General features: G+C 72.6%; 19 protein-coding genes. 8 read left to right on the plus strand and 11 right to left on the minus strand.

Annotated elements, in window-relative coordinates; translation table 11 throughout:
• Positions 1 to 50 precede the first annotated feature (50 nt).
• From G495_RS0109560 to hisC, 4 genes are all read right to left on the minus strand, one after another.
• Positions 51 to 2,609: a heavy metal translocating P-type ATPase gene (locus G495_RS0109560; protein WP_051445240.1), complete on the minus strand. Its 2,559-nt coding sequence runs from the start codon at positions 2,607 to 2,609 to the stop codon at positions 51 to 53.
• Between the two features lie 46 nt (positions 2,610 to 2,655).
• On the minus strand, positions 2,656 to 2,850 hold the full coding sequence (locus G495_RS22015) for a FeoB-associated Cys-rich membrane protein (protein ID WP_028587634.1): 195 nt from the start codon (positions 2,848 to 2,850) through the stop codon (positions 2,656 to 2,658).
• Between the two features lie 357 nt (positions 2,851 to 3,207).
• A complete protein-coding gene (cmk, locus tag G495_RS0109570) occupies positions 3,208 to 3,873 on the minus strand; it encodes a (d)CMP kinase (protein WP_028587635.1) in 666 nt (221 codons plus the stop codon).
• On the minus strand, positions 3,870 to 4,982 hold the full coding sequence (hisC, locus tag G495_RS0109575; RefSeq protein WP_028587636.1) for a histidinol-phosphate transaminase: 1,113 nt from the start codon (positions 4,980 to 4,982) through the stop codon (positions 3,870 to 3,872). The genes cmk and hisC overlap by 4 nt, the downstream gene beginning before the upstream one ends.
• 246 nt (positions 4,983 to 5,228) lie before the next feature.
• Here hisC and G495_RS0109580 point away from each other — a divergent pair, with 246 nt between their 5' ends.
• Positions 5,229 to 5,708 carry a pyridoxamine 5'-phosphate oxidase family protein gene (locus G495_RS0109580; RefSeq protein ID WP_035251633.1) on the plus strand — a complete coding sequence of 160 codons (480 nt, stop codon included), beginning with the start codon at positions 5,229 to 5,231 and terminating at the stop codon, positions 5,706 to 5,708.
• 12 nt (positions 5,709 to 5,720) lie between these two features.
• Here the strand turns inward: G495_RS0109580 and G495_RS0109585 are convergent, their stop codons facing one another.
• The 5 genes from G495_RS0109585 to trpB all read right to left on the minus strand — a co-directional run bounded on the left by G495_RS0109585 (position 5,721) and on the right by trpB (position 12,081).
• Positions 5,721 to 7,553, minus strand: a complete 1,833-nt coding sequence (locus G495_RS0109585) for an SLC13 family permease (protein ID WP_028587638.1) — start codon at positions 7,551 to 7,553, stop codon at positions 5,721 to 5,723.
• A 31-nt stretch (positions 7,554 to 7,584) separates the two neighbouring features.
• Entirely contained in the window at positions 7,585 to 8,460 is an 876-nt protein-coding gene (locus G495_RS0109590) for a cell division protein FtsX (RefSeq protein WP_028587639.1), read from the minus strand.
• Positions 8,457 to 9,197, minus strand: a complete 741-nt coding sequence (ftsE, locus tag G495_RS18510) for a cell division ATP-binding protein FtsE (protein WP_051445241.1) — start codon at positions 9,195 to 9,197, stop codon at positions 8,457 to 8,459. The genes G495_RS0109590 and ftsE overlap by 4 nt, the downstream gene beginning before the upstream one ends.
• A 226-nt stretch (positions 9,198 to 9,423) precedes the next feature.
• Positions 9,424 to 10,734, minus strand: a complete 1,311-nt coding sequence (locus G495_RS0109600) for an HD domain-containing phosphohydrolase (protein ID WP_051445242.1) — start codon at positions 10,732 to 10,734, stop codon at positions 9,424 to 9,426.
• A gap of 138 nt (positions 10,735 to 10,872) precedes the next feature.
• Entirely contained in the window at positions 10,873 to 12,081 is a 1,209-nt protein-coding gene (gene trpB, locus G495_RS0109605; RefSeq protein ID WP_156939665.1) for a tryptophan synthase subunit beta, read from the minus strand.
• 572 nt (positions 12,082 to 12,653) lie between these two features.
• On the opposite strand from trpB, the gene G495_RS0109610 reads away from it, so the two are divergent.
• The gene (locus tag G495_RS0109610; protein WP_028587642.1) at positions 12,654 to 13,244 is read left to right on the plus strand and encodes a GDSL-type esterase/lipase family protein; all 591 of its coding nucleotides are present in this window, start codon (positions 12,654 to 12,656) and stop codon (positions 13,242 to 13,244) included.
• 38 nt (positions 13,245 to 13,282) lie between these two features.
• Positions 13,283 to 14,473, plus strand: a complete 1,191-nt coding sequence (locus tag G495_RS18515; protein WP_051445243.1) for a Fic family protein — start codon at positions 13,283 to 13,285, stop codon at positions 14,471 to 14,473.
• An 801-nt stretch (positions 14,474 to 15,274) separates the two neighbouring features.
• Here G495_RS18515 and rlmD read toward each other — a convergent pair.
• A complete protein-coding gene (gene rlmD / locus G495_RS0109625; RefSeq protein WP_028587643.1) occupies positions 15,275 to 16,642 on the minus strand; it encodes a 23S rRNA (uracil(1939)-C(5))-methyltransferase RlmD in 1,368 nt (455 codons plus the stop codon).
• A gap of 85 nt (positions 16,643 to 16,727) precedes the next feature.
• Between rlmD and G495_RS22020 the strand changes: the two genes are divergently transcribed.
• The 5 genes from G495_RS22020 to G495_RS18540 all read left to right on the plus strand — a co-directional run bounded on the left by G495_RS22020 (position 16,728) and on the right by G495_RS18540 (position 22,148).
• Positions 16,728 to 16,868 carry a hypothetical protein gene (locus tag G495_RS22020; protein ID WP_169734373.1) on the plus strand — a complete coding sequence of 47 codons (141 nt, stop codon included), beginning with the start codon at positions 16,728 to 16,730 and terminating at the stop codon, positions 16,866 to 16,868.
• Between the two features lie 612 nt (positions 16,869 to 17,480).
• On the plus strand, positions 17,481 to 18,344 hold the full coding sequence (locus G495_RS22830) for a hypothetical protein (RefSeq protein ID WP_035251636.1): 864 nt from the start codon (positions 17,481 to 17,483) through the stop codon (positions 18,342 to 18,344).
• 116 nt (positions 18,345 to 18,460) lie between these two features.
• Entirely contained in the window at positions 18,461 to 19,168 is a 708-nt protein-coding gene (locus G495_RS20375) for a phage tail protein (protein ID WP_051445244.1), read from the plus strand.
• Between the two features lie 8 nt (positions 19,169 to 19,176).
• The gene (locus G495_RS22530; protein ID WP_051445245.1) at positions 19,177 to 19,656 is read left to right on the plus strand and encodes a tail fiber assembly protein; all 480 of its coding nucleotides are present in this window, start codon (positions 19,177 to 19,179) and stop codon (positions 19,654 to 19,656) included.
• A 161-nt stretch (positions 19,657 to 19,817) separates the two neighbouring features.
• Complete coding sequence (locus G495_RS18540) at positions 19,818 to 22,148, plus strand: type IA DNA topoisomerase (RefSeq protein ID WP_051445246.1); 2,331 nt, start codon at positions 19,818 to 19,820, stop codon at positions 22,146 to 22,148.
• A 17-nt stretch (positions 22,149 to 22,165) separates the two neighbouring features.
• Here the strand turns inward: G495_RS18540 and G495_RS20385 are convergent, their stop codons facing one another.
• On the minus strand, positions 22,166 to 22,555 hold the full coding sequence (locus G495_RS20385) for a hypothetical protein (RefSeq protein WP_028587644.1): 390 nt from the start codon (positions 22,553 to 22,555) through the stop codon (positions 22,166 to 22,168).
• Between the last annotated feature and the right edge of the window lie 59 nt (positions 22,556 to 22,614).

Below are 22,614 nucleotides of genomic sequence, written 5' to 3' on the forward strand. Positions count from 1 at the left end.
CACCCCGCCGCGCCGGGCCCCGCCCGTTTTTCAGGCGCGCCCCGGGCGCCTCAGCGCGCCGAGGGCCGGAACAGGCGCAGGCGCAGCGCGTTGCTGACCACCGTCACCGACGACAGGGCCATGGCCGTGCCTGCGAGCATGGGGTTCAGGGTCGGGCCGCCGAAGAGGTGCAGCAGCCCGGCGGCCACGGGGATGCCCAGGGTGTTGAAGGCGAAGGCCCAGAACAGGTTCTGGCGGATGTTGCCCATGGTGGCCCGGGCCAGCTCCAGGGCTGTGAGCACCCCGTGCAGGTCGGCGTGCATGAGCACCACGTCGCCGGACTCCACGGCCACGTCGATGCCCGAGCCCATGGCCATGCCCAGGTCGGCCCGCGCCAGGGCCGGGGCGTCGTTGATGCCGTCGCCGACCATGGCCACGGGCAGGCCCTGGGCCTGGATCTCGCGCACGCGGGCTTCCTTGTCCTCGGGGCGGACCTGGGCCAGCACCTCGTCGATGCCCGCCTGGGCGGCCATGGCCCGGGCCGTGACGGCGTTGTCGCCCGTGAGCATGACCACGCGCAGCCCCAGGGCCCGCAGACGCGCCACCACGGCGGGCGCCTCGGGCCGCAGAGTGTCGGCCACGGCCAAGAGCGCCACCAGCCGTCCGTCCAGCGCCAGGTACAGGGCGGTCTTGCCCTGGGCGGAGAGTTCCTCGGCGGCGCGCGCGGCGGCGGGCTCGTCGCGCCCGGCCACCTCGTGCTCGTCCATGAGCGCCGCGTTGCCCAGCAGCAGGGCGTGGCCGTCAATGGAGGCCGAGACCCCGCGTCCGGCCAGGGCCTGGAAGCCTCCGGGCTCGGGCAGCTCCAGCCCGCGGTCCTGGGCGGCGCGGACAATGGCCAGGGCCAGGGGATGCTCCGAGGTGCGCTCCACCCCGGCGGCCAGGGCCAGCAGGCGGTCTTCGCCCAGCCCGCAGCCGGGCAGGGGCGTGATGTCCGTGAGCACCGGCTGGCCATGGGTCAGGGTGCCGGTCTTGTCGAAGACCACGGCGCGCACGGACTCGGCGGTCTGCAAGGCCGCGCCGCTCTTGACCAGCACCCCGAGCTGCGCGCCGCGCCCGGTGCCGACCATGATGGACATGGGCGTGGCCAGGCCCATGGCGCAGGGGCAGGCGATGACCAGCACGGCGATGAAGATGCGCAGCGCCAGGGCCGTGTCGCCCGTGCCCAGCAGCCAGGCCAGCCCGGAGACGATGGCCACGGCGATGACGGCGGGCACGAAATAAAAGCTGATGCGGTCGGCCAGCCCGGAAATGGGCGCCTTGGAGCCCTGGGCCTGCTGCACCAGGCGGATGATGCGTGCCAGCACCGTATCCTGGCCCACGCGGGCCGCGCGCACGGTGAGCGCGCCGGTGGTGTTCATGGTCCCGCCGGTCACGGTGTCGCCGGGGTTCTTGCTCACGGGCAGGGGCTCGCCGGTGAGCATGGACTCGTCCACCGCGCTGCCGCCCGCCACCACCGCGCCGTCCACGGGCACGCGCTCGCCCGGGCGCACCAGCACCACGTCCCCGGGCTCCACCTCGTCCAGGGCTACGGTGGTGTGCTCGCCGCCGGGGCCGACCAGGGTCGCCGTGTCCGGCGCCAGGCGCATCAGCGCGCGGATGGCGTCGGAGGTGCGCAGCCGCGAGCGGGCCTCGAAATACTTGCCCAGGGAGATCATGGCGATGAGCACCGCCGCGGACTCGTAGTAGAGGTCCATGGCGTGGGTCTGCGGGTCCACCCCCAGGGCCACCAGCAGGGTGGCCCACAGGCTGTGCACCAGGGCCGCGCCGGTGCCCACGGCCACCAGGGAGTCCATGTCCGGCTGGCGGCGCCAGAGGTTCGGCAGCCCGCGCAGGTAGAAATGGCGGCCCGACCAGACCACGGGCAGGGTCAGGGCCAGCTGGGCCAGGGCGAAGCCCAGGGGGTTGTGCATGGGGTCGAGCCACACGGGCAGGGGCAGCCCGGCCATGTGGCCCATGGAGAGCACCAGCAGCGGCGCGGCAAAGGCGAAGGCCGGGATCAGGCGGCGCCGGGTGGCGTCCAGCCGGGCCAGGGCCTCGCGGCGGCGCTCCTCGAAGAGGTCCGGCCCGGCCCCGGGGGTCATGATGCGCGACTCGAAGCCCAGTTCGCGGATTGTGGCGCGGATGTCGCGGCGCGACACCCGGGCGGGCTCGAAGCGGAAACGGCCCGTCTCGCCCGCCAGGCTGACCTCGGCGGCCAGTACGCCGTCCATGGCGCCCACCACGCGCTCGATGCGCGCGGAACACGCCGCGCAGTGCATGCCGCCGATGGCCAGGTCCAGGGTCTCCTCGCCGGGCAGGCCGTCCGGACTTTCGGGCGCCCCGGCGGCTCCGGGCGCGGGGGGCAGGGTCACGCTGAAGCCCAGGTCCGCCACGCGGCGGGCCACGGCCTCCGGGCTCAGGGTCCCGGGGTCGTAGGCCAGGTTCATGGTCTCGCTGGCCAGGTTGACGCTGACCTCGCGCACGCCGTCCATGGCGCCTACCACGCGCTCGATGCGCGCGGAGCACGCCGCGCAGTGCATCCCTTCCACGGGCGCCGTGAGGCGCGCGGTGGCGGGTGTGTCGTCGCTCATGGGGTCTCCTTGGCGCGGCGCGCGGCGGCGCGCCGGTTGCGGCGGATCAGTCCCTGGGGCGATGGTCGCCCAGGCCCTGGCCCTGGCCCTGTGAGGGGCAGGCCCCGCCGCCCGAATCGTCGCAGCCGTCGCAGCCGCAGCAGCCGCCGCCCTGGCGTTGCTTTTTGAGGCGGCGGTACAGGTATACCCCCGCAATGGCCACGATGGCCAGCACCAGGGCCAGATCGGCGAAATTGCTCATGGTCGTCCTCGCTGGGCGCGCCGGGAGCGGCGCGCCAGTCTGAATATGAAAATCATTTGCAGCAAAAGGATAGTGCCCGTGCGGGGCGGCGTCAAGGGCCCGTCGTGCCGTGGGGCGGGTGCGCGCGCAGTTCGTGGGCCCGGCCCCGGGGGGCGGGCTTCCGGCGCCGGGGTCGCGGTCGCAGGACCTGGGGCGCCCGCGCCGTGCCGTGCCGGGCTCGGGCACCGGAGGGCGGGCGCTCTGCGCACCGGGCATCGGGGAGACGGCTTCCCGGGCGGCCCCGGGGCAGGGCAGGCCTTGCGTCAGGCTGCCGGGCGGGCCTGGGCGGGTCCGGTGCCGGGCTGCGGCTTCCCTGCCTCAGGCCCGGCCCAGGGCGGCCATGATGGCGGCGAATACGCCGTCGATGTCCAGGGCGCCGGTGTCGATGACCACGGCGTCGGGCGCGGGGCGCAGGGGGGCCACGGCGCGGTTGCGGTCCTGGTGGTCGCGGGCGCGGATCTGCTCGGTGATGGCCGCCAGGTCCGCCGGGGCGCCCATGGCGCGCAGCTGCTCGCAGCGCCGCCGGGCGCGGACCTCGGGCGCCGCGTCCAGGAAGATCTTGTGCGCGGCCTCGGGGAAGACCACCGTGCCCATGTCGCGGCCCTCGGCCACCAGGGCCGTGGCCCGGCCCACGGCGCGCTGGGCCGCCTTGAGGAACTCGCGCACCACCGGCAGGGTCGCCACGTCCGAGGCCATCATGCCCACCTGCTCGGTGCGCACCTCGTCGCCCACGGCCCGCCCGTTCAGGCGCAGCACCGAGGCCGCCCCGCCGCCCGACAGGCCGAAATCCAGCCCCGCCAGCCGCGCGCGCAACTCGGCCTCGGGCAGCTCGCGCGCGCCGGGCCCCAGGGCCAGGGCCGTGGCGCGGAACATGGCCCCCGTGTCCAGGTAGGCCAGCCCCAACGCCTCGGCCACGCGCCGGGCCAGGGTCGTCTTGCCCACGCCCGCCGGGCCGTCCAGGGTCACCACGCGCGGCGCGCTCATGCCAGCACCTCGCCCAGGTGGCGCACCAGCTCGGCGTTCTCGAAGGCGTTGCCCACGCTCACGCGCAGCGCCGAGGGCATGCCGTAGCTGACCAGGGGCCGCAGGATGATCCCGCGCGCCAAGAGCGCCTCGAAGACGCCCCCGGCGTCCAGCTTCGCGCCCCGGGGCAGCTCCATGATGAAGAAGTTGGCCTGCGACGGCCAGACCCGGCAGCCCAGGGCCCCCAGCTCGCGCGAAAGGTACTCGCGGCCCTCGCGCACGGCCTGGAGCGTGGCGCGTACGAAATCGCCATCGGCCAGCGCGGCGATGCCCGCCTCCTCGGCCAGGATGTTCACCGAGAAGGGCGGCTTGACCCGCAGGCAGTAGTCCGCCAGCCATTCGGGCAGGAGCCCGTAGCCCAGGCGCAGCCCGGCCAGCCCGTACATCTTGGAGAAGGTGCGCAGCACCGCCACGCCGGGGAACTCCTCCAGCCGGGGCAGCAGGGAGTAGGCCTGCTGCGGCTCGGCGAAGTCCATGTAGGCCTCGTCGAGCACCAGCAGGCACTGCGGGGGCAGCTCGCGGGCCAGCCGCTCGAGCATGGCCACCGGCGGGGCGTAGCCCGAGGGGTTGTCCGGCGTGGTCACGAAGCAGATGGCCGTGTTCTCGTCGGCCAGGGCCAGCAGGGCGCCCGGGTCGAAGCTGAAGTCCTCGCGCAGGGGCGTCTGGCGGAATTCCACCCCGCACAGCCGGGCCTGGAGCTTGTACATGGAAAAGCACGGCTTGAAGGCGATGATATTGTCGCGCCCGGGGCGGGCCTTGACGCGGATGAGCAGGTCGATGATCTCGTCGGACCCGTTGCCCGCCACCACGCGCCCGGCAGGCAGGCCGTGGTGCGCGCCAATGGCCGCCGCCAGCCGGGGCGTGCCCGCCTGGGCGTAGCGGAAGGCCAGCCCGGCCTTGTCGCACAGCACCTTCTGCACCACCGGCGAGGTGCCCAGCGGGTTCTCGTTGGAGGCCATCTTGATCACCGAGCCCAGGCCGTAGCGGGCCTTGATGGCGTCGATGGTCAGCCCCGGCGTGTACGCCTCGAACCCCTCGACCTCGGGCCGAACCCTGCGGATGTCGCCCATACCCAATCGCCTCCTCGCGGTTGAACAAACGCAAAACCAAACGCCAAAGCCCGGCGCTTGTCAACACGGGGGTGCGCCGGGGCAAGGGGAAGCAGAACCGGACAAGGGGGGCGCCGGACGCGGGGCGCCGCCGCCTCCGGCCTCTGCGTGCGCCACCGCCGCCCCCGCGCCGCCATTGCGCCCGGGGGGCGGGTGGCCTAGAGTGGGCGCATCCCGAAGCCTGCCACAACCCTGGAGAAGAAGGCGATGATCGAACGCAAGCCCGAGCGGCGGATTACGAACCCCGAGGAGTTGGCCCATGTGTTGCGCAAGGCGCAGATCCTGCGGCTGGGCATGGCCGGCCCCGACGGGCCGTACGTGGTGCCCATGAACTATGGGATCGGCGGGGGCTGCCTGTACCTGCATTCCTCGTGCAAGGGGCGCAAGGCCGAAACGCTGCGCGCGGACCCCCGGGTGTGCTTCGAGCTGGAGACGGACGTGGCGCTCATCGAGGACGACAAGCCCTGCGGCTTCAGCATGAAGTTCAAGAGCATCGTGGGCTTCGGGCGCGTGGTGGTGCTGGAAACCGTGGCCGAGAAGCGCGCGGGGCTGCGGGCGATCATGGCCCACTACACCGAGGACGAGTACCCCGACGAGGCCTTTCCGGAAGCAGTGCTGGCCAAGACCTGCGTGATGCGCCTGGACATCGAGTCCATGACCGGCGCGCGCCACGGCTGGAACGGCTGACCTGCGGGCCGCCTACAGCGGCCAGACCAGCAGGATCAGCGGCACGGCCACCAGGGGCACCAGGACGGACAGCGGCAGCCCCAGGCGCCAGTAGTCGCCGAAGCGGTAGCCGCCCGGGCCCATGACCAGGGTGTTGGACTGGTGGCCGATGGGCGTGAGGAAGGGCGTGGAGCAGCCCACGCACACGGCCATGAGGAACGGGTCCATGGGCGCGCCGAAGCCCGCGGCCACGCGCAGGGCGATGGGCGCCATGAGCACGGCGGCGGCGGCGTTGTTGATGACGTTGGACAGGGCCATGGTGCCCACCAGCAAGACGGCCAGGGCCAGGGCCGGGCCGCCCGCGCCGGTGGCGGCCATGAGGGCGTCGGCCACGGTGGCGGCGCCGCCCGTGGCCTCCAGGGCTTCGCCCACGGGGAACATGGCGCCCAGCAGCACGATGACGGGCCATTCGATGCTGTCGTAGGCCTCGCGCAGACTCAGCACGCGCGCCAGGATCATGCCCGCCGCCGCCGCCGTGAGGGCGATGTGCACGGGCAGCAGGCCGAAGGTGGCGGCGGCGATGCCCGCCGCGAAGAGCCCCACGGCCAGGGGCCCGCCCGAGGGTCGCGTCAGGCGCAGTTCGCGTTCGGCCAGGGGAAAAAGCCCCAGGGCGGGCAGGGCCGGGGCCATGTCCTGGGCCATGCCCTGGAGCAGCAGCACATCGCCGGGCCGGAAGCGCACGTTGCGCAGGCGCCTGCGGATGGGCTGGCCCTGGCGCGAGACGGCCAGCAGGTTCGCCCCGTGGCGGTGGCGCAGGGCCAGGTCGCGCACGGTGCGGCCCACCAGGCGCGAGTTCACGCCGACCACCGCCTCCATGAGCTCCATGTGCGAGGTCTCGCGGTAGGTTTCGCAGTCGGGGTCCGGGGTCCGGGGCACGGGCCCGGCCTGGGCGTCCTCCTGGAACAGGCGGGTGCAGATGTCCTTGCTGGCGCGCAGCTCCAGGCGCGCGGTCTCCAGCAGGCGCTCCAGGTCGGCGGGGGCGGCCTCCACCAGCAGCACGTCGCCGGGGGCGAGAATTTCGCGGTCCGCCGGGGTGCCCAGCACGCGGCCCGCGCGCACCAGCCCCACCACCAGCACATCCACCTCGGGCAGATGCTCCACCTCGCCCACCCGGGTGCCGACCAGGGGCGAGTCGTCGCCCACGCGGACCTCGGTCAGGTAGGCGTCGATGTGGAAGAGGTCGTCGCGGCCCTCGCCCTCGCGGCTGGGGATGAGCCGCCAGCCGCCCAGGGCGATGAAGGCCAGCCCGGCCAGGGCCGTGCCCGCGCCCACGGGCAGGAAGTCGAACATCCGGTAGGCCTGGCCCGTGGCCTCCTGGCGGAAGGCCGAGAGGATCAGGTTGGGCGGGGTGCCGATGAGGGTGGTCAGCCCGCCCAGCAGCGAGCCGAAGGCCAGGGGCATGAGGAAGCGCGAGGGCGGGCGGTTGTGCGAGCGGGCCAGGCGCACGGCCACGGGCATGAGCAGGGCCAGGGCGCCGACGTTGTTCATGAACCCCGAGGCCACCAGGACCAGGGCGGTGAGGGCGGTGATCTGCACCGTGAGGTTGGAGCCCAGGAATTCCAGCCTGCGGGCCAGGGCGTCCACGACGCCAGCCTTGGCTAGGCCCCGGCTGATGACCAGCACGGCGGCCACGGTGACCACCGCCGGATGGCCGAAGCCGGAAAAGGCCGTCTGCGCCGGGGCCACCCCGGCCAGGACCACGGCCAAAAGCGCCAGCAGCGCCACCAGATCGTAGCGCAGCCCGCCGTGGATGAAGAGCGCCAGGGCCATGGCCAGGGTGCCGAAGACGAAGGTCTGCTCGAACATGGGACCGCCTCCGGCCCCACCATAGCATGGATTATTCGCGCAGCGCCACAAGGCTGGAGAGCACGCCCACCAGGGTCATGCCCGCCAGCAGGGCCAGGCAGTGGGCCAGGGGCAGGAAGGTGAAGGCCATGTGCAGGGGCGGGGTGGCGGCCAGATCGGCCAGGGCCAGGTGCGCCAGGGCCAGCAGCCCCAGGGCCAGAACTCCGCCCAGCAGGCCCTGCACCGCGCCGCCCACCAGCAGCGGCAGCTGGATGTACCAGCGCCCGGCGCCCACCAGGCGCAGGATTTCCACCTCGTCGCGCCGCCCGGCCAGGGCCAGGCGCAACGTATTGCCCACCACCAGCGCCCCCGTGAGCCCGAGCAGGCCGATGAGCGGCCAGAGCACCGTGCGGGCGAAGCGCTGCCAGGAGCGGGCCAGGTCCACCTGCAGGGCGCTGTAGTGGATGTCGGCCACCCCGGGCAGCCCTTGCAGGGCGCGCAGGGTCTGCTGCACGAACTCGGCGGGGTCGGCCCCCGGGGCGTGCAGGCTGACCACCGCCGTGGGCGGCAGGCCGCCGCCGGGCAGCGTCTTGAGGGCCTCGGCCCCGCCCTGCAGGGCCACGCCCAGCTCAGCCAGGGCCTGGTCGGGGGTGTAGGTGGTCTTGGCGTGGAAGCCGGGCAGGGCGTCCAGCTCCTGCCATTGGGCGCGCACGGTGTCCAGGGGCGCGTCGGACGCCCAGTAGACCTGGAAGACGAACTCGCCCCCGGCGGAAAGCAGGGCCTGGTTGAGGTTGACCAGCAGCAGCAGGAACAGCCCGGCCAGGAAGGCCGTGAGGGTCACGGCGCCCAGGGCCAGGGCCTGGGCCAGGGGGTTGCGGCCCAGGTCGGCCACCCCGCGCAGGATAAGGCGCGCCAGCCGGGCGATCATGACGCCCTCCGGGGGGCCGGGCAGGCCGGGCCGTCCTCGGGGCCGCCCTGGGGGGCGACTTCCAGGTCGGCGGCGCGCCAGTTGGCGGCGGTGATGCGTCCGTCCGTCAGCTCCAGGAGCCGCGCCCCGGGCACGGCGGCCACCACGTCGCGGTTGTGGGTCGCCAGGACGATGGTCGTGCCGAAGGTGTTGAACTGCTTGAAGACTTCCATGAGATGCAGGGCCAGGGCGCGGTCGAGGTTGCCGGTGGGCTCGTCGGCCAGCAGCAGCTGGGGGTTGACCACGATGGCCCGGGCGATGGCCACGCGCTGCTGCTCGCCGCCGGAAAGGCGCGCACAGGGGCATAGGGCCTTGTCGTCCAGCCCCAGGCTGCGCAGCACGGCGCTCACGCGCTTGCGGATGGTGGCCCGGGGCGTGGCGCGGACCTCCAGGGGCAGGGCCACGTTGTCGGCCACGCTGCGCGCGGGCAGGATGCGGAAGTCCTGGAAGACCACGCTCACCTGGCGGCGCAGTTGGGGAATATGCCGCGCGGGCAGGCCCTTGAGCTGGAACCCGGCAACCTCGGCGGCGCCGCGCGCCAGGGGCAGCGCGCCGTGCAACAGGCGCAAGAGGGTGGTCTTGCCCGCGCCAGACGGGCCGGACAGGAACAGGAAGCCGCCCTTGGGCAGGGAGAAGCTGACGTTGCGCAGGGCCCAGTGCGCGCCGAAGTTGTGCGACACATGCTGGACCCGGACCATGGGTGCGGGCGTGGTTTCCATGCTCGGGGCAGGGTAGCGCGTTTGCCCTGGCAGGGCAATGGGCCCGGGGGGGGCGGCGCAGGGGCGCCCTGCGGGCGTGCGGCCCGAAGCCGCCAGGGCCGGGCAACGGACGGCGCCCCGCCGCCCCGCCGCGCAGTGCCCGGACCGCGCTGTTGCGCCAGGGCGCGCCAGGGCCGCCTGGGGCCTGCGGATTCCTGGCCGCCCGCTAGGGCCGGGCGGCGGAAAAGGTCAGGAAGTCCTGGCGGGCCAGGTCCTGCTCGCTGGTGCGCGTGGCGTCGGCGGTGTCGTAGTGGTCGAGCAGCAGGGCCACCAGGGCGGGGTCCAGGGCCTTGCGCCCGGCCATGGAGCCGAGCACCCCGGCGGCCTGGGGGCGGGTCATGCCCGCGCGGTAGGGCCGGTCCTCGGTCAGCGCCGTGAACACGTCGGCCACGGCCAGCACGCGGGAGCCGGTGTCCAGATTCTCGGCGCCCAGGCGGTGGGGGTAGCCGCCGCCGTCCAGGCGCTCGTGGTGCCGCGCGGCCCAGAGCCCGGCGGGGGCCAGCCCGGGGATGCGCGTGAGGATGGCGTCGGAATGGGCGGCGTGGCTCTTGATGGCCTCGAATTCGTCCTCGGTCAGGGGTTCCTTTTTCTCCAGCAGGCGCCGGGGCACGGCCAGCTTGCCGATGTCGTGCAGGTTGCCCGCCACGTAGAGCATTTCGGCCTCGCCGGGGGCCATGCCCGCCAGCAGCGCCAGGGAGCGGCCCGTGGCGGCCACCCCGCGCGAGTGCGTGGCCGTGAAGCGGCAGCGGAAGTCGATGACCTGGGCCATGAGCCCGGAGAATTCCACCAGGGCCGCCACGTCCAGGCGCAGGTCGGCGGGTGCGGCCAGGGCGCGCATCCCGGCCATGAGGCTCGGGGCCGGGGCGGCGGCGTCCTCGGCCAGGGTGGTGGTGCACAGCAGCTCGCTGGCGGCCTGCACGGCCAGGGGGTCGAACATCTGGCCCGCGCCCTGCTCCAGGCGCAGGCGCAGGGCCTTGGGGTCGTTGCAGGCCGGGCCCGCATGACGCAGCAGGATGTCCAGGCGGTCGGCGATATGCACGAGCCCGGCCAGGAGCAGGGTGCGCGGGTCGGCGTCGGCCTGGTCGGCCTCGTCGAAGCGCTGGTGGTGCCAGCGCACGATGCCCGCCACCCCGGTCAGGGGCGCGAAGCGGCGCAGCAGCATCCAGCCCACGAAGGCGTGCTCCACGCTGTCGGTCTCGAAGGCCAGGGTGTCCAGGCGGGTTTGCAGCGAGAAGGCGCCCACGTCGTGCAGCAGCCCGGCGAAGATCGTGTCGGCCACGTCGCGTGCGGGCAGGCCCATGTGTCCGGCCAGGCGCGAGGCCAGGAAGGCCACGCGCAGGTGATGGTCCACCACCTGGGGGCTGATGAGGTCCAGGGCGGCGGAGAGCCCGCCTACGAGCTCGAACAGGGAAACAGCGCCGGTCGCGGGGCGCACGGCGGAGGCGAGGATGGCCTGGGCAGGGGGATGGTGCGTCATGATGCCTTGTGGTGGTCCCGGAGAGGAGAATATATCCGATTGAAGTGGAAGGAGTAAAGCGGTGCGGGGTGGAAAAATTGCGGTGTCACAGGTTCCGGGCGGGCGCGGGGGCGCCCGCCCGGAACCTGCGGGGCGAGGCTAGCGGGGGGCGCTGATCTCCCCGGCGCGCAGCATGCGCTCGATCTGGGCCACGTCCTTGTCGCCGCGGCCCGAGAGGTTGACCAGGATCACGGCGTCGGCGGGCAGGGTCGGGGCCAGGCGCATGGCCTGGGCCAGGGCGTGGGCCGACTCCAGGGCCGGGATGATGCCCTCGGTGCGCGAGAGGGTGAAGAAGGCGTCCACGGCGTCGGCGTCGCTGGCGGTGACGTAGCTGGCGCGGCCGATGTCCTTCAGGTGGCTGTGCTCGGGGCCCACGCTGGGGTAGTCCAGCCCGGCGGAGATGGAATAGACCGGGGCGGGCTCGCCGTGCTCGTCCTGGAGCATGTAGGAGCTGAAGCCGTGCAGCACGCCGGGGGTGCCCAGGGTCAGGGTGGCGGCGTGGTCGCCGGGGGTCAGCCCGCGCCCCGAGGGCTCCACGCCCTGGATGGCCACGTCCGCGTCGTCCAGGAAGGCGGAGAACAGGCCGATGGCGTTGGAGCCGCCGCCCACGCAGGCGATGACCGTGTGCGGCAGGCGGCTTTCCAACTCGAGGATCTGTTCGCGGGCCTCGCGGCCGATGACGGACTGGAAATGGCGGACCATCATCGGGTAGGGGTGCGGCCCCACGGCGGAGCCCAGCAGGTAGTAGGTGTTGTCCGCGTCCTGGACCCAGGCGGCCAGGGCCTCGTCCACGGCCTCCTTGAGGGTGCGCTGGCCGCTCATGGCGGGCACCACGCGCGCGCCCATCATCTCCATGCGGAAGACGTTGAGCTTCTGGCGCTCGATGTCCTCGGCGCCCATGTGGATGGTGCACTGCATGCCCATGAGCGCGGCGGTGGCGGCGGTGGCCACGCCGTGCTGGCCCGCGCCGGTCTCGGCGATGATCTTTTTCTTGCCCATGCGCCGGGCCAGCAGGATCTGGCCCACGGTGTTGTTGACCTTGTGGGCGCCCAGGTGGTTCAGGTCCTCGCGCTTCAGGTAGATCTTGGCTCCGCCCAGGCGGCGGGAGAGGTTGGCGCAGAAATACAGCGGCGAGGGGCGGCCCGTGAAGTGACGCTGGTAGTAGTCGAACTCGCGGAGGAACTCGGGGTCGTCGCGGTAGCGCTCGAAGGCCCGGGTCAGCTCGTCCATCACCGGGACGAGGTCCGGCGGCAGGAAGCGGCCGCCATGGGCGCCGAAAAAGCCGTTGGCATCGGGAGTGGTGGTCATGGGCATCATGCTCCTTTGCGGGGCCGCCACCGGCGGCGGAGCATTGAAAAACCGCAGCCGGTGGTCCTGCCGCGGTCGATGGGGGTGCTTGGGTTCTTTCCGTTCCGGTGATCCAAACGCAACTCGCGCGGCTCTGCTACCAGAGCCGCCACCACAGGCCCGAAAGGGCGGTCTGGCTGGCGGAGTTGCGCATGATGAACACGAGCCATAGCCGCGCGGTGCGGTTTTGTCAAGAAGGGGCGGGGCGGCGAAGGGCGCGGGCTGCGGCGCGGTGGGTGCGGCGGTGAGTGCGGCGGGCCTGCCCCAAAAGGAGCACAGGGGCGGAGTCCGCCGCAAGGCAGAGGAGGAAGGCAGGCAGCGAGGCGCCCCGCTCTGCTCCCCGGCCTGGAGATGACGGGGGCGCCCCCCAGACCGAAGATTCCGGTGCCATCTATATGCCTGGGCGAGGGCGGGGGCAAGGTTTTGCCCTGAGCGAGGGGGCCGGATGGCCTGGGACTGCAGAGGGCCGGGGCCGTATGGCTCCCGGTTGCGGGCGCGGGCCCCGGGGGCTATACCAGGGCCAGGAGGACGCCATGGTCATCTGCTTTTTCGGCGATTCCCTGACCCTGGGCACGGGCGACGCGGCCTGCCTGGGCTGGGCCGGGCGCATCTGCGTGCAGGCCCTGGCCCGGGGCCGGGCCCTGACCTGCTACAACCTGGGCGCGCGGCGCCATTCCAGCGCCGACATCCTGGCCCGCTGGCGGGACGAGGCCGCGCGCCGCGCCCTGCCCGGGGCCGCCACGCGGCTGGTGTTCTCCTTCGGCGTGGCCGACGCCGCAGACCGCGACGGGCGCCGCAACCTGCCCCTGGCGGACACGGTGGCCAACGCCGAGACCCTGCTCGACCAGGCCCTGGCGGCCCACGAGGTGCTCTTTGTCGGCCCGCCGCCCGTGGCCTCGGGCGAGCTGACGGCGCGCATCCGCGAGATCAACCGTGAGCTGGGCACGGTCTGCGCCCGCAGGGGCGTGGGCTACTTCGACATGTTCGGGCGGCTGGTGTCCTCGGGCGCGTACCTGGCCGACGTGGCCGCCAACGACGGCATACACCCCGCCAGCACGGGCTACGCCGAAATGGCCGCCCACGTGGCCGGGTGGCCCGCCTGGCAGGAGTGGGTGGCGGTGTAGGGGCCCGGACCGGGGCGCGGCGAGGAAAGGGGGAGTGCATGAAGTTCGAAGCGTTTACGTCTGGCAGGTATGTCCAGCAATACCGGTACAAAAGTTTTTCACCAGCCTTGGTGGACCGCCAGTGGCTGTGGGAAGACCCGCGGATCAATACGCTCCTTGAGGGTGCAACGCGTTCCCTCGCGGAGCTCAATGCCTTTTCCCTGATTGTCCCGGACGTGGACCGCTTTATCATGATGCACATCGTGAAGGAGGCCAACACGTCGAGCAAGATCGAGGGCACCAAGACCGAGATCGATGAAGTACTCATGGACAAGGTCTATATCGACGCCGAGCGCAAGGATGATTGGCAGGAGGTCCAGAACTACATCCGGGCCATCTCCATGGCGCGGGGTGCGTTGGAAACGCTGCCCCTTTCCATGCGCCTGTTGCGCGAGACGCACGGAGTGCTCCTCGACGGCGTCCGGGGTGAGCGCAAAACCCCGGGGGAGTTCCGCCGCTCCCAGAACTGGATCGGGGGCGCAACCCTGAGCGATGCGGTCTTCATCCCTCCGCACCACACGGAGCTGCCGGGACTGCTGAGCGACTTGGAAAAGTTCTGGCATGACGAGCAAATCGACGTCCCGCACCTCATCCGGGTGGCCATCAGCCACTATCAGTTCGAGACGATTCACCCGTTCCTTGATGGCAACGGCAGGATCGGGCGGCTGCTCATTACGTTGTATCTGATGAGCAAAGGCCTGTTGATCCGCCCATCGTTGTACCTCTCGGCGTACTTGGAGCGCCACAAGGGCAAGTACTATGATGCGCTTACCGTCGTCCGGGAGTCCAACGATATCGGCCAATGGGTGCGTTTCTTTCTGGTTGCTATCCGGGACACGTCGCGCAAGGGCATTGCCACGTTCAAGGAGATAATGCGTCTTCGCGACTCCAGCCGCGCCCTGGTGCTCTCCAAACTGGGTGGGCGCAGTAGCAACGGCTTGCAATTGCTCGATATGCTGTACGCACGTCCGGTCCTGTCCATTGCAAACATCGCTGAGGGGCTTCAAGTTTCCAGGCCCACGGCTGGTGCCCTGGTGAAGGATTTCGAGGCGATCGGCCTGCTTTCGGAGGCCACAGGGCGGCAACGGTACAAGGTCTACAGGTACGAAGCGTATCTGGACTTGTTCCGGGAGAAGGCCGATGCGGGAGAGGGGCAGGTGGAGGGCGCTGAGTCTGTCGAAGAGTTCTAATGTAAAGTTTTGGCCTTTTCTTTACATTGGCAGGGGCGGGTTGAAAATTTTCCTGTGTTTTCTTTCACGGCTGAAAGTTGAGCCGCGTTCCCTCCGGGGCTTTTCGTGAGCGGTGCCGGTGGAGGTGCCCGGCTGGCGGCAGCACGGGGTGTGGGGAAAAGAAGCGGCGCGGTTGCTTTTGGCGGTCGTTAACGTAAAAATTGTACGTAAATTTTACGCTACGGGGGCATCAAGGAAAAATCGGGTGAGTTTTTTTGCCTCAGGCGGGGGAACGCTCGCCGTCCAAAACCACCCCCCCCACACACGCCGCAACACGCGATGGTATCAGGGGCCCAGAGCGCGGCGCCAAACATCACGCGGCAGCTCCGGTGAGCGGCCGCATGAGGTGGGCCAGCGGGGGCGAAAGGGGCGGGCGGCCCGTTGCCGGGCCCGCAGCCTAGTACTCGCCGTTCTTCCAGGACTGCTTGATGTAGAACAGGCAGCAGCCCACCAGGAAGATGCCGAGGATGAAGAACAGGAAGTCCATGTCGCGCTCCTTGCTTGGTTGAGGAAAATTTCACTTACACTGGAACGCGCATCATTTCAACCATTCAGCCGGGGTGCGGGGCGGGATTTCGGCCTGTTTTGCGCCGCGCCTCCCGGCCGGGCCATCCGGCCGCAGGCTGGCGAGGCGCCCGGCCCGGAGGGCTGGCCGGGTGCAGCCTCGCTGGCCGCGTCCGCCCCGCCCCTCCTGGCCGGGCAGGCCGCCCTGCTGCCGCAGGGCACGGCGCCGCCCGTCCATCCGGCCCGACGGCCCTTCGCTCAGGCCGCCCCGCCCCGCTCCAGCAGCGCCGCGCATTCGATGTGCGGGCTGTGGGGAAACAGGTCCACGGGCCGGACCTCGGCCAGGGCGTAGCCGCCCTCGGCCAGCAGGGCCACGTCGCGGGCCAGGGTCGCGGGGTTGCACGACACGTAGACCACCCGGCGCGGCCCCAGGGCCGCCAGGGCCGCCACGGCCTGCGGGGCCATGCCCGCGCGCGGCGGGTCCACGAAAGCCACGTCGGGCACGTGGTCCAGCCCGGCCAGCAGCGCCCCGGCGTCTCCGGCCAGGAAGGTGCAGTTGCCCAGGCCGTTGCGCTGCGCGTTGCCCTGGGCGTCCTCTACGGCGGGGGCGTGGACCTCGATGCCCGTGACCCGCGCGGCGCGCCCGGCGGCGGCCAGGGCCAGCCCGCCCACCCCGCAGTACAGGTCGAGCACGGCCTCGGCGCCCGTGAGCCCGGCCAGCTCCAGGGCCGCGCCGTAGAGGGCCTCGGCCCCGGGGGTGTTGGTCTGGAAGAAGGCATCGGGCGAGATGCGGAAGCTCAGGCCCAGCAGGCGTTCCTCGATCCACGGCTGGCCGTGGGCCGCCACCTGGCGCTCGCCCTGGGCCACGGCGGCGTTGTTGGCGCGCACGGAATGCACGGCGCCCGCCAGGGCCGGGAAGGCGGCCAGCAGGTCTTCGCACAGTGCGCGTGCGGCGCCGCCGTCGGGCCCCGGCCCGGTGATGACGTGGGCCAGGGCCTGGCCCGTGGCCTCGGAGCGGCGCACGACCAGGAAGCGCCAGACCCCGCGCCGGGTGCGCGCGTCGTAGGCCGGAACGCCCACTTGGCGGCAGAACTCGCGCGCGTGGCGCACCACGTCCATGCACGGCTCGGCCTGCAGCGCGCAGTGCTCCACGTTGACCACCGAGGCCGACCCGCGCCGGTGCAGGCCCAGGGCCAGCCGCGCGCCGCCCCCGGCAAAGGCGAACTCCATCTTGTTGCGGAAGCGGCGGGTGGCGGGCGAGGGCAGGGCGGGGTGCACGGTGAAGCCCCGCGCGCCGCCCAGGCGGGCCAGGGCGTCGGCTACGTGCCCGGTCTTGCAGCGCAGCTGCTCGGCGTAGTCCAGGTCCTGGAACAGGCAGCCGCCGCACTTGCCGAAATGCGGGCAGAAGGGCTCCACGGCGTGGGGCCCGGGGTCGAGCACGCGCACGGTCTCGGCCTGGGCGAAGCGCTTGCCGGGCTTGGTCACCCGGGCCAGCACCCGGCTGCCGGGCAGGGCGCCGTCCACGAAGACCACGAACCCGTCCACCCGGGCCAGCCCCTGGCCGCCGAAGGCCATTTTGTCCACGGTCAGCTCCAGCTCCGCGTCCTTGTGAAATTTTTCGCTCATCGGCTGTTTTCCCAGGGCCTGGCCCTTGACATTTTCATGGTTTCAGACAATTTGAGTTTTCCAACGCCAACGAAGGAGCCATGCCATGAGCGTCGTTTTCGAACTCGCCACCAACATGCTGCACAGCAGCCCCCAGGGCTATCTGGGCGTGTCCCTGATCTTCATCTACATGGCGGTCATCGTCGGCACGGCCCTGTACCGCATCAAGCAGCACGGCGGCCACTAGGCCGCCCGGGTCCGCCGGTCTACCCCACTGGCGGCGGCGGTCAAGGAAAAAGTCCCCATTTCGTCCGGACGCGGAGCCAACGCGCGGGTGCGTCCCGTTGCGTTGGCTTTTTTGCGCCCTGTGCGCCCGGCTCTTGCGGCCTCCCCGGGCCCTCGCAACGCCTGGGCGCACGGTGAACAGCCTGCGGGCCGCCCGGTCCTTGCGGTCCTGCCCCGCGTTCTCCTGCGGAATGCGTGCCCGCCCCGCAGCACTCCTGGAAACCCCGCGTCCTGCTGCGGCACCTCTGTGGGGCCCGCGCCGCCTCTGAGCGCCCCCGGGCCGCCCCACGCTCCGTTGCCTGCGCCGTGCGGCGGCCCCATCCGCCGGGCCCGTCGGGGCGTGTGGCGCGCCTTGTGATTTATTTTTTCGATTGAGTGAATCGGAAATATAAATTCTCCGCGCCGATCCAGAAAGAAATATTTCCTTTGATTCCCCGCTGCTGACTCCTTTTCGGCCCCGGTAGGCGCCAGGCTGCACAGCTGGCGCCCGGGCCCGTGGCGGCGGTGCTAGGTCTGCGGCCTGCTTCGGCGGGCCCGCCCGGGCCGCGCGCACCCAGCCCAAGGAGGAATCACAGTGACAGTGGAATCGCAAATCATCAAGGCCCGCTACGAAGGCAACGGCGTGGGCCGCGAATTTCCCACGCAGTTCGCCTTCCTGGAGGACGCCCACGTGCGGGCCGTGCTGCGCAGCCCGGCCCCGGGCGCCCCGGCAGGGGTGCAGGACGCCCTGCTGGAGCTGGGCCGGGACTACACCCTGCGCGGCGCGGGCGACCCCGGCGGCGGCACCCTGGAGATGGCCGCGCCCCCGGCCCCGGGCCAGACCCTGACCCTGTACAGCGACGTGCCCCTGACCCAGGAACGCGCCTGGAACAACATGGACGTCATCGACACCGCGGAGATCGAAAAGGCCCACGACAAGCTGACGCGCATCAGCCTGCAGCTCAAGGAGGAGCTGGGCCGCTGCGTGAAATACGCCGTGGCCGACCCCGAGCCCGGGCGGGCCGTGGAGCCCGCCGCGCTTTTGGCCGCGCGCGACACGGCCCTGGCGGCGCGCGACGGGGCCCTGGCCAGCGAGGGCGCCGCCCTGGCCGCCGCCCAGCGGGCGGACGAGGCCTCGGTGCTCGCCGCTGCGGCCACCCTGCGCGCCGAGACGGCCGCCCAGGGCGCCCAGGCCGACGCCACCCGGGCCGAGGCCGCCGGGCACAAGGCCGAGCAGCATGCCGCCCTGGCCTTCGCCGCCGCAGCCCCCGCCTGGGACGCCGCCACGGCCTACGACTTCCCCGCCGTGGTCGCCTGGAGCGACGGCCATTCCTACCGCGCCGTGGCGCCCAGCCAGGGCCAGGAGCCGCCGGGCTCCCCGGCCTGGGTCCGCGTCACCGTGGGCCGGGGCCACCTCTTCGAGCAGGACCCGGACGGCGACATCATCCCGGCCCTCTAGTGCCGCGTCCGCGAAATACGGCTGGCTGCATGGCCGCATGACAGCTTGGGCCAAACGTTTTTCAAAAACCCTGGGTTGATTTTGGACGCGACACGAGCACGCATCCAGGAGGAAACATGACCACCGCCAGCATCTGCCCCCGCGCCCACGGCGAAGGGGGCCTTGGCAGGCCGCAGCGCAGTTGGGGCGCGCTGTGGGCCTGCGCCGTCAACGGCAAGGACCTGACCCAGCACGCCCTGGCGACCACGGCGGACCTGGGCAGCGCCGCCAGCCTCGACGCGGGCGCCGAACCCGGCAACGTGGCGCAGCTGGACGGCGCGGGGCGCCTGCCCGCGCCGCTGGGGGCCGTGGCGCCCGGCACCGTCCTGGCCTTCGCCGGGGCGGCCCCGCCCGAGGGGTATCTCGAATGCGACGGGGCGAGCGTCTCGCGCGCGGCCTACGCGGCGCTGTTCGCGGCCATCGGCACGACCTTCGGCGCGGGCGACGGCAGCACGACCTTTGCCCTGCCCGACCTGCGCGGCGAGTTCGTGCGCGGCTGGGACCACGGGCGCGGGGCCGATGCGGGGCGCAGCCTGGGTTCGGCCCAGGGCGACGCCATCCGCAACATCACGGGCGAGGCCACGCGGACCGGGACGTTTGGTCTCATCGCAAACGACGCTGCGAACGTCACCGGATGCTTCGAGTTGGGCACCGCCACCACGGGCATCATCAGCAGTGGGACTGGCTCCGCGCGCTGGCTGGCCTTCGACGCCTCCAACGTGGTGCCCACCGCCAACGAGAACCGCCCGCGCAACGTCGCGTTCCTGCACGTCATCAAATACTAGGAGGAGCCATGCAGTTGTATCACTACCACCCCGAGACGGGCGAAGCCCTTGGCGCCAGCCCGGCTCGGCCCGACCCCCTGGCGCCGGGCGGCTGGCTCATCCCGGCCCACGCCACCACCCAGGCCCCGCCCGAGGCGCCGCCGGGGCGGGCCGCCGTCTGGCAGGGCGGGGCCTGGGCCCTGGTGGAGGATCACCGGGGGCGCCAGGGTTGGCTTGACGGCCAGCCCGCGACCCTCACCGGGCTTGGCCCCCTGCCCGCAGGCTGGGCCGACGCCGCCCCCGAGCCCGACGCCGCCGCGTTGGCCGCCCTGGTCCGCGCAGAGCGCGACACGCGCCTGGCGGCCTGCGACTGGACGCAGCTGCCCGACGCGCCGCTGGATGGCGCCCAGCGCGCGGCCTGGGCCGCCTGCCGCCAGGGGCTGCGCGACGTGCCCCAGCAGCCGGGCTTCCCGGGGGCGGTGCAGTGGCCCGGGGCGCCCCAGGGCTGAGGCCAGCGCCGCGACAGTTTCCGCCCGCCGGGCGCCGCTTCCGGCGCCCCCTGCCCCGCCCCTGCCCTTCCTTCGGGTTGGCCTCCGGCCCGGGCCCGGCGACCGTCGCCGGGCCCGGGCCCCTTCCCCCCGGGGCCGTCCCCTGGTAGACAGGGCCTGCCATGTCCGTCACCCTCGTCGTCGCCGAGAAGCCCTCCGTGGGCCGCGAGATCGCCAAGGTCCTGGGCCTGCCGGGGCGCGGCTCGGGCTGCATCTCCGGCCCGGGCTGGGTCGTCACCTGGGCCGTGGGCCACCTCATCGGCATCGCCGAGCCCGGCGACCAGGACCCGGCCTGGGCCGGGCGCTGGCACATGCGCATGTTGCCCATGGTCCCTGCGCGCTTCCGGCTGGCCGTGCTGCCCGAGTCGGCCCGGCAGTACGAGGTGGTGCGCGGGCTCATGCTGCGCGAGGACGTGGGCGAGATCATTAACGCCACCGACGCCGGGCGCGAGGGTGAGCTGATCTTCCGGCGCATCGCCATGCTTGCCGGGTGCGACAAGCCCGTGCGCCGCCTGTGGGCCAGCGACATGACCGAGCAGGGCCTGAAGAAGGCCCTGGCGGGCACCGTGCCCGCCGAGCGCAAGCGCAACCTGGGCCTGGCGGCCTTTGCCCGCGCCGAGGCCGACTGGCTGGTGGGCATGAACTACTCGCGGCTGTTCACCTTGAAGGACGGCTCGCTGATCACCGTGGGCCGCGTGCAGACCCCGGTGCTCAAGCTGCTGGTGGACCGCCGCCGCGAGATCGAGCACTTTACCCCACGCGACTACTGGACCGTGGAAGCCACCCTGGCCCACGGCGAGGAGCCCTTTGCCGCCACCTGGCACGCCCCGCCGGACTACAAGGAAACGCGCATCGACCGGCGCGACGAGGCCGAGGCTGTGGTGGCGGGCTGCGCCGGGCGCGAGGGCGCGGTGCTTTCCGTGGAGAGCGCCGCGCGCCAGCAGAAGCCGCCCCTGCCCTTCGACCTGACCACCCTGCAACGCGAGGCCAACGCGCGCCTGGGCCTGTCGGCCAAGGACACCCTGGCCGTGGCCCAGGCCCTGTACGAGCGGCGCAAGCTCATCACCTACCCGCGCACCGATTCGCGGCACCTGACCCGCGAGCTGTTCGCCGAGGTGCTGGAGCACCTGCGCGCGGTGTACGCCCATTTTCCCGACGAGGCCCGGGCCGCCGCCGAGGGCGTCAAGGCCGGGGGGCGGCGCTTCGAATGCGTCAGCGACGCCAAGGTCACCGACCACCACGCCATCATCCCCACCGCCGCCCGGGCCAACCGCCAGGCCCTGTCCGCCGACGAGTGGAACGTCTACGAGATGATCTGCCGCCGGTTCTGCGCGGCGTTCATGGCCCCGGCGAAGTTTTCGGCCACCACCGTGTGGGCCGAGGTGGCCGGGCAGCGTTTCAAGGCCACGGGCAAGGTGTTCAAGGAGCTGGGCTGGCTGACCGCCGAGCCCTGGCGCGCGGCGGCGGACAACCCCCTGCCCCGGCTGCGCAAGGGCGCGCCCGTGGCCGCCCGGGCCCTGGAGGCCAAGGCCCACCAGACCAAGCCCCCGGCGCACTTCACCGACGCCACGCTGCTGGGTGCCATGGAGACGGCGGGCAAGCTGGTGGAGGACGGCGAACTGCGCGAGGCCATGAAGGAGCGCGGCCTGGGCACCCCGGCCACCCGGGCCCAGATCATCGAGACCCTGGTGGCCCGCAAGTACGTGGCCCGCGACGGCAAGAAGCTCGTGGCCACCGACGCGGGCCGCCACGCCGTGGAGCTGGTGGAGGCCCACCTGCCGCAGATGGTCTCGCCGGAGCTGACCGGGGAGTGGGAGAAGCGCCTGGGGGACATCGAGCAGGGCCGCGACACCTACCCGGCCTTCATGCAGGCCATCCGCGAGGCCGTGCGCCAGGGAGTGGACGCCGTGCGCGACGCGCCCCTGGTGCCCCACGCCCGGCTGTTCGGTTCCGGGCTGGACGAGAACGGCTTCCCCCTGGACGCCGCCCCGGCCCGCCGCCCGACACCCGCGCGGCCCCCGGCGCCTGCCCCTGCGCCCGCGCTGCAGGGCCCGGAAGCGGCCCCCGGCGTCGAGGCCGCGCCGCCCGCCGCCGGGCCGCCCCCGTCCGCCGCCCCCGCGCCCCCGGCCACGGACCGCGACGGCTTTCCTCTGGAGGCGCCTCCGGGAGCGGACGGCGCCCCCGCCGAAGCCCTGGGCGCCTGCCCGCTGTGCGGGCGCGATGTGGTCGAGCGGCCCGGGGCCTTCGAGTGCGTGGCCCGGGCCACGGGCGAGTGCGAGTTTTCCATCCCCCGGCGGCTGTTCGGCGGCGAGGTGCGCGCGGCCCTGGTGCGCGACCTGCTGGCCAAGGGCCGCACCTTCCGGCGCACGCGCTTCGTCTCGCGCGCGGGCAAGCCCTTCAACGCCAACCTGCGCCTGGCGGGCGGCAGGGTCGAGCTGGATTTCGGCGACTGACGGCGGCCCCGCCCGGTTCAGGACGGGTCGCGGCGGGCGTCGATGCACACCTGCCCATCGGGCAGCACATGCACCGTGAAGCTGCGCATGGGCAGCAGCAGGCCGGGATCGTGGCGCGCCTCGGGAATGGCGGGGGGATGGTCGCAGGTCGTGCCCTCGGGCAGGCGGTAGACCGCAAGCTTGCCGATGGCCCGCAGGGGCGGGGCCTGGAAGGTCTGGGCGCTGCCGGGCGCGCTGGTCAGGCTGCGCCGTCCGGGGCCGCTGGCGCTCCACAGGTCGAAGGTCACGCAGTAGGCCGCCTCGGCGGAGTCGTTGCGCAGGGTCAGGGTGCCGCATTCCCCCGGCAGGGGCAGGCACAGGGCCGCCAGGGCGGCGGCCAGCAGGAGCAGGGCGGTCTTGCTGGGCATGGCGTGTGTCGCATCGCCCCCGGGCGACGCTCTATCGTCATCCTATAGCCCGGCCTTTG

The organism is Desulfocurvus vexinensis DSM 17965 (genome assembly GCF_000519125.1).
Taxonomy (GTDB): Bacteria; Desulfobacterota; Desulfovibrionia; order Desulfovibrionales; family Desulfovibrionaceae; genus Desulfocurvus; species Desulfocurvus vexinensis.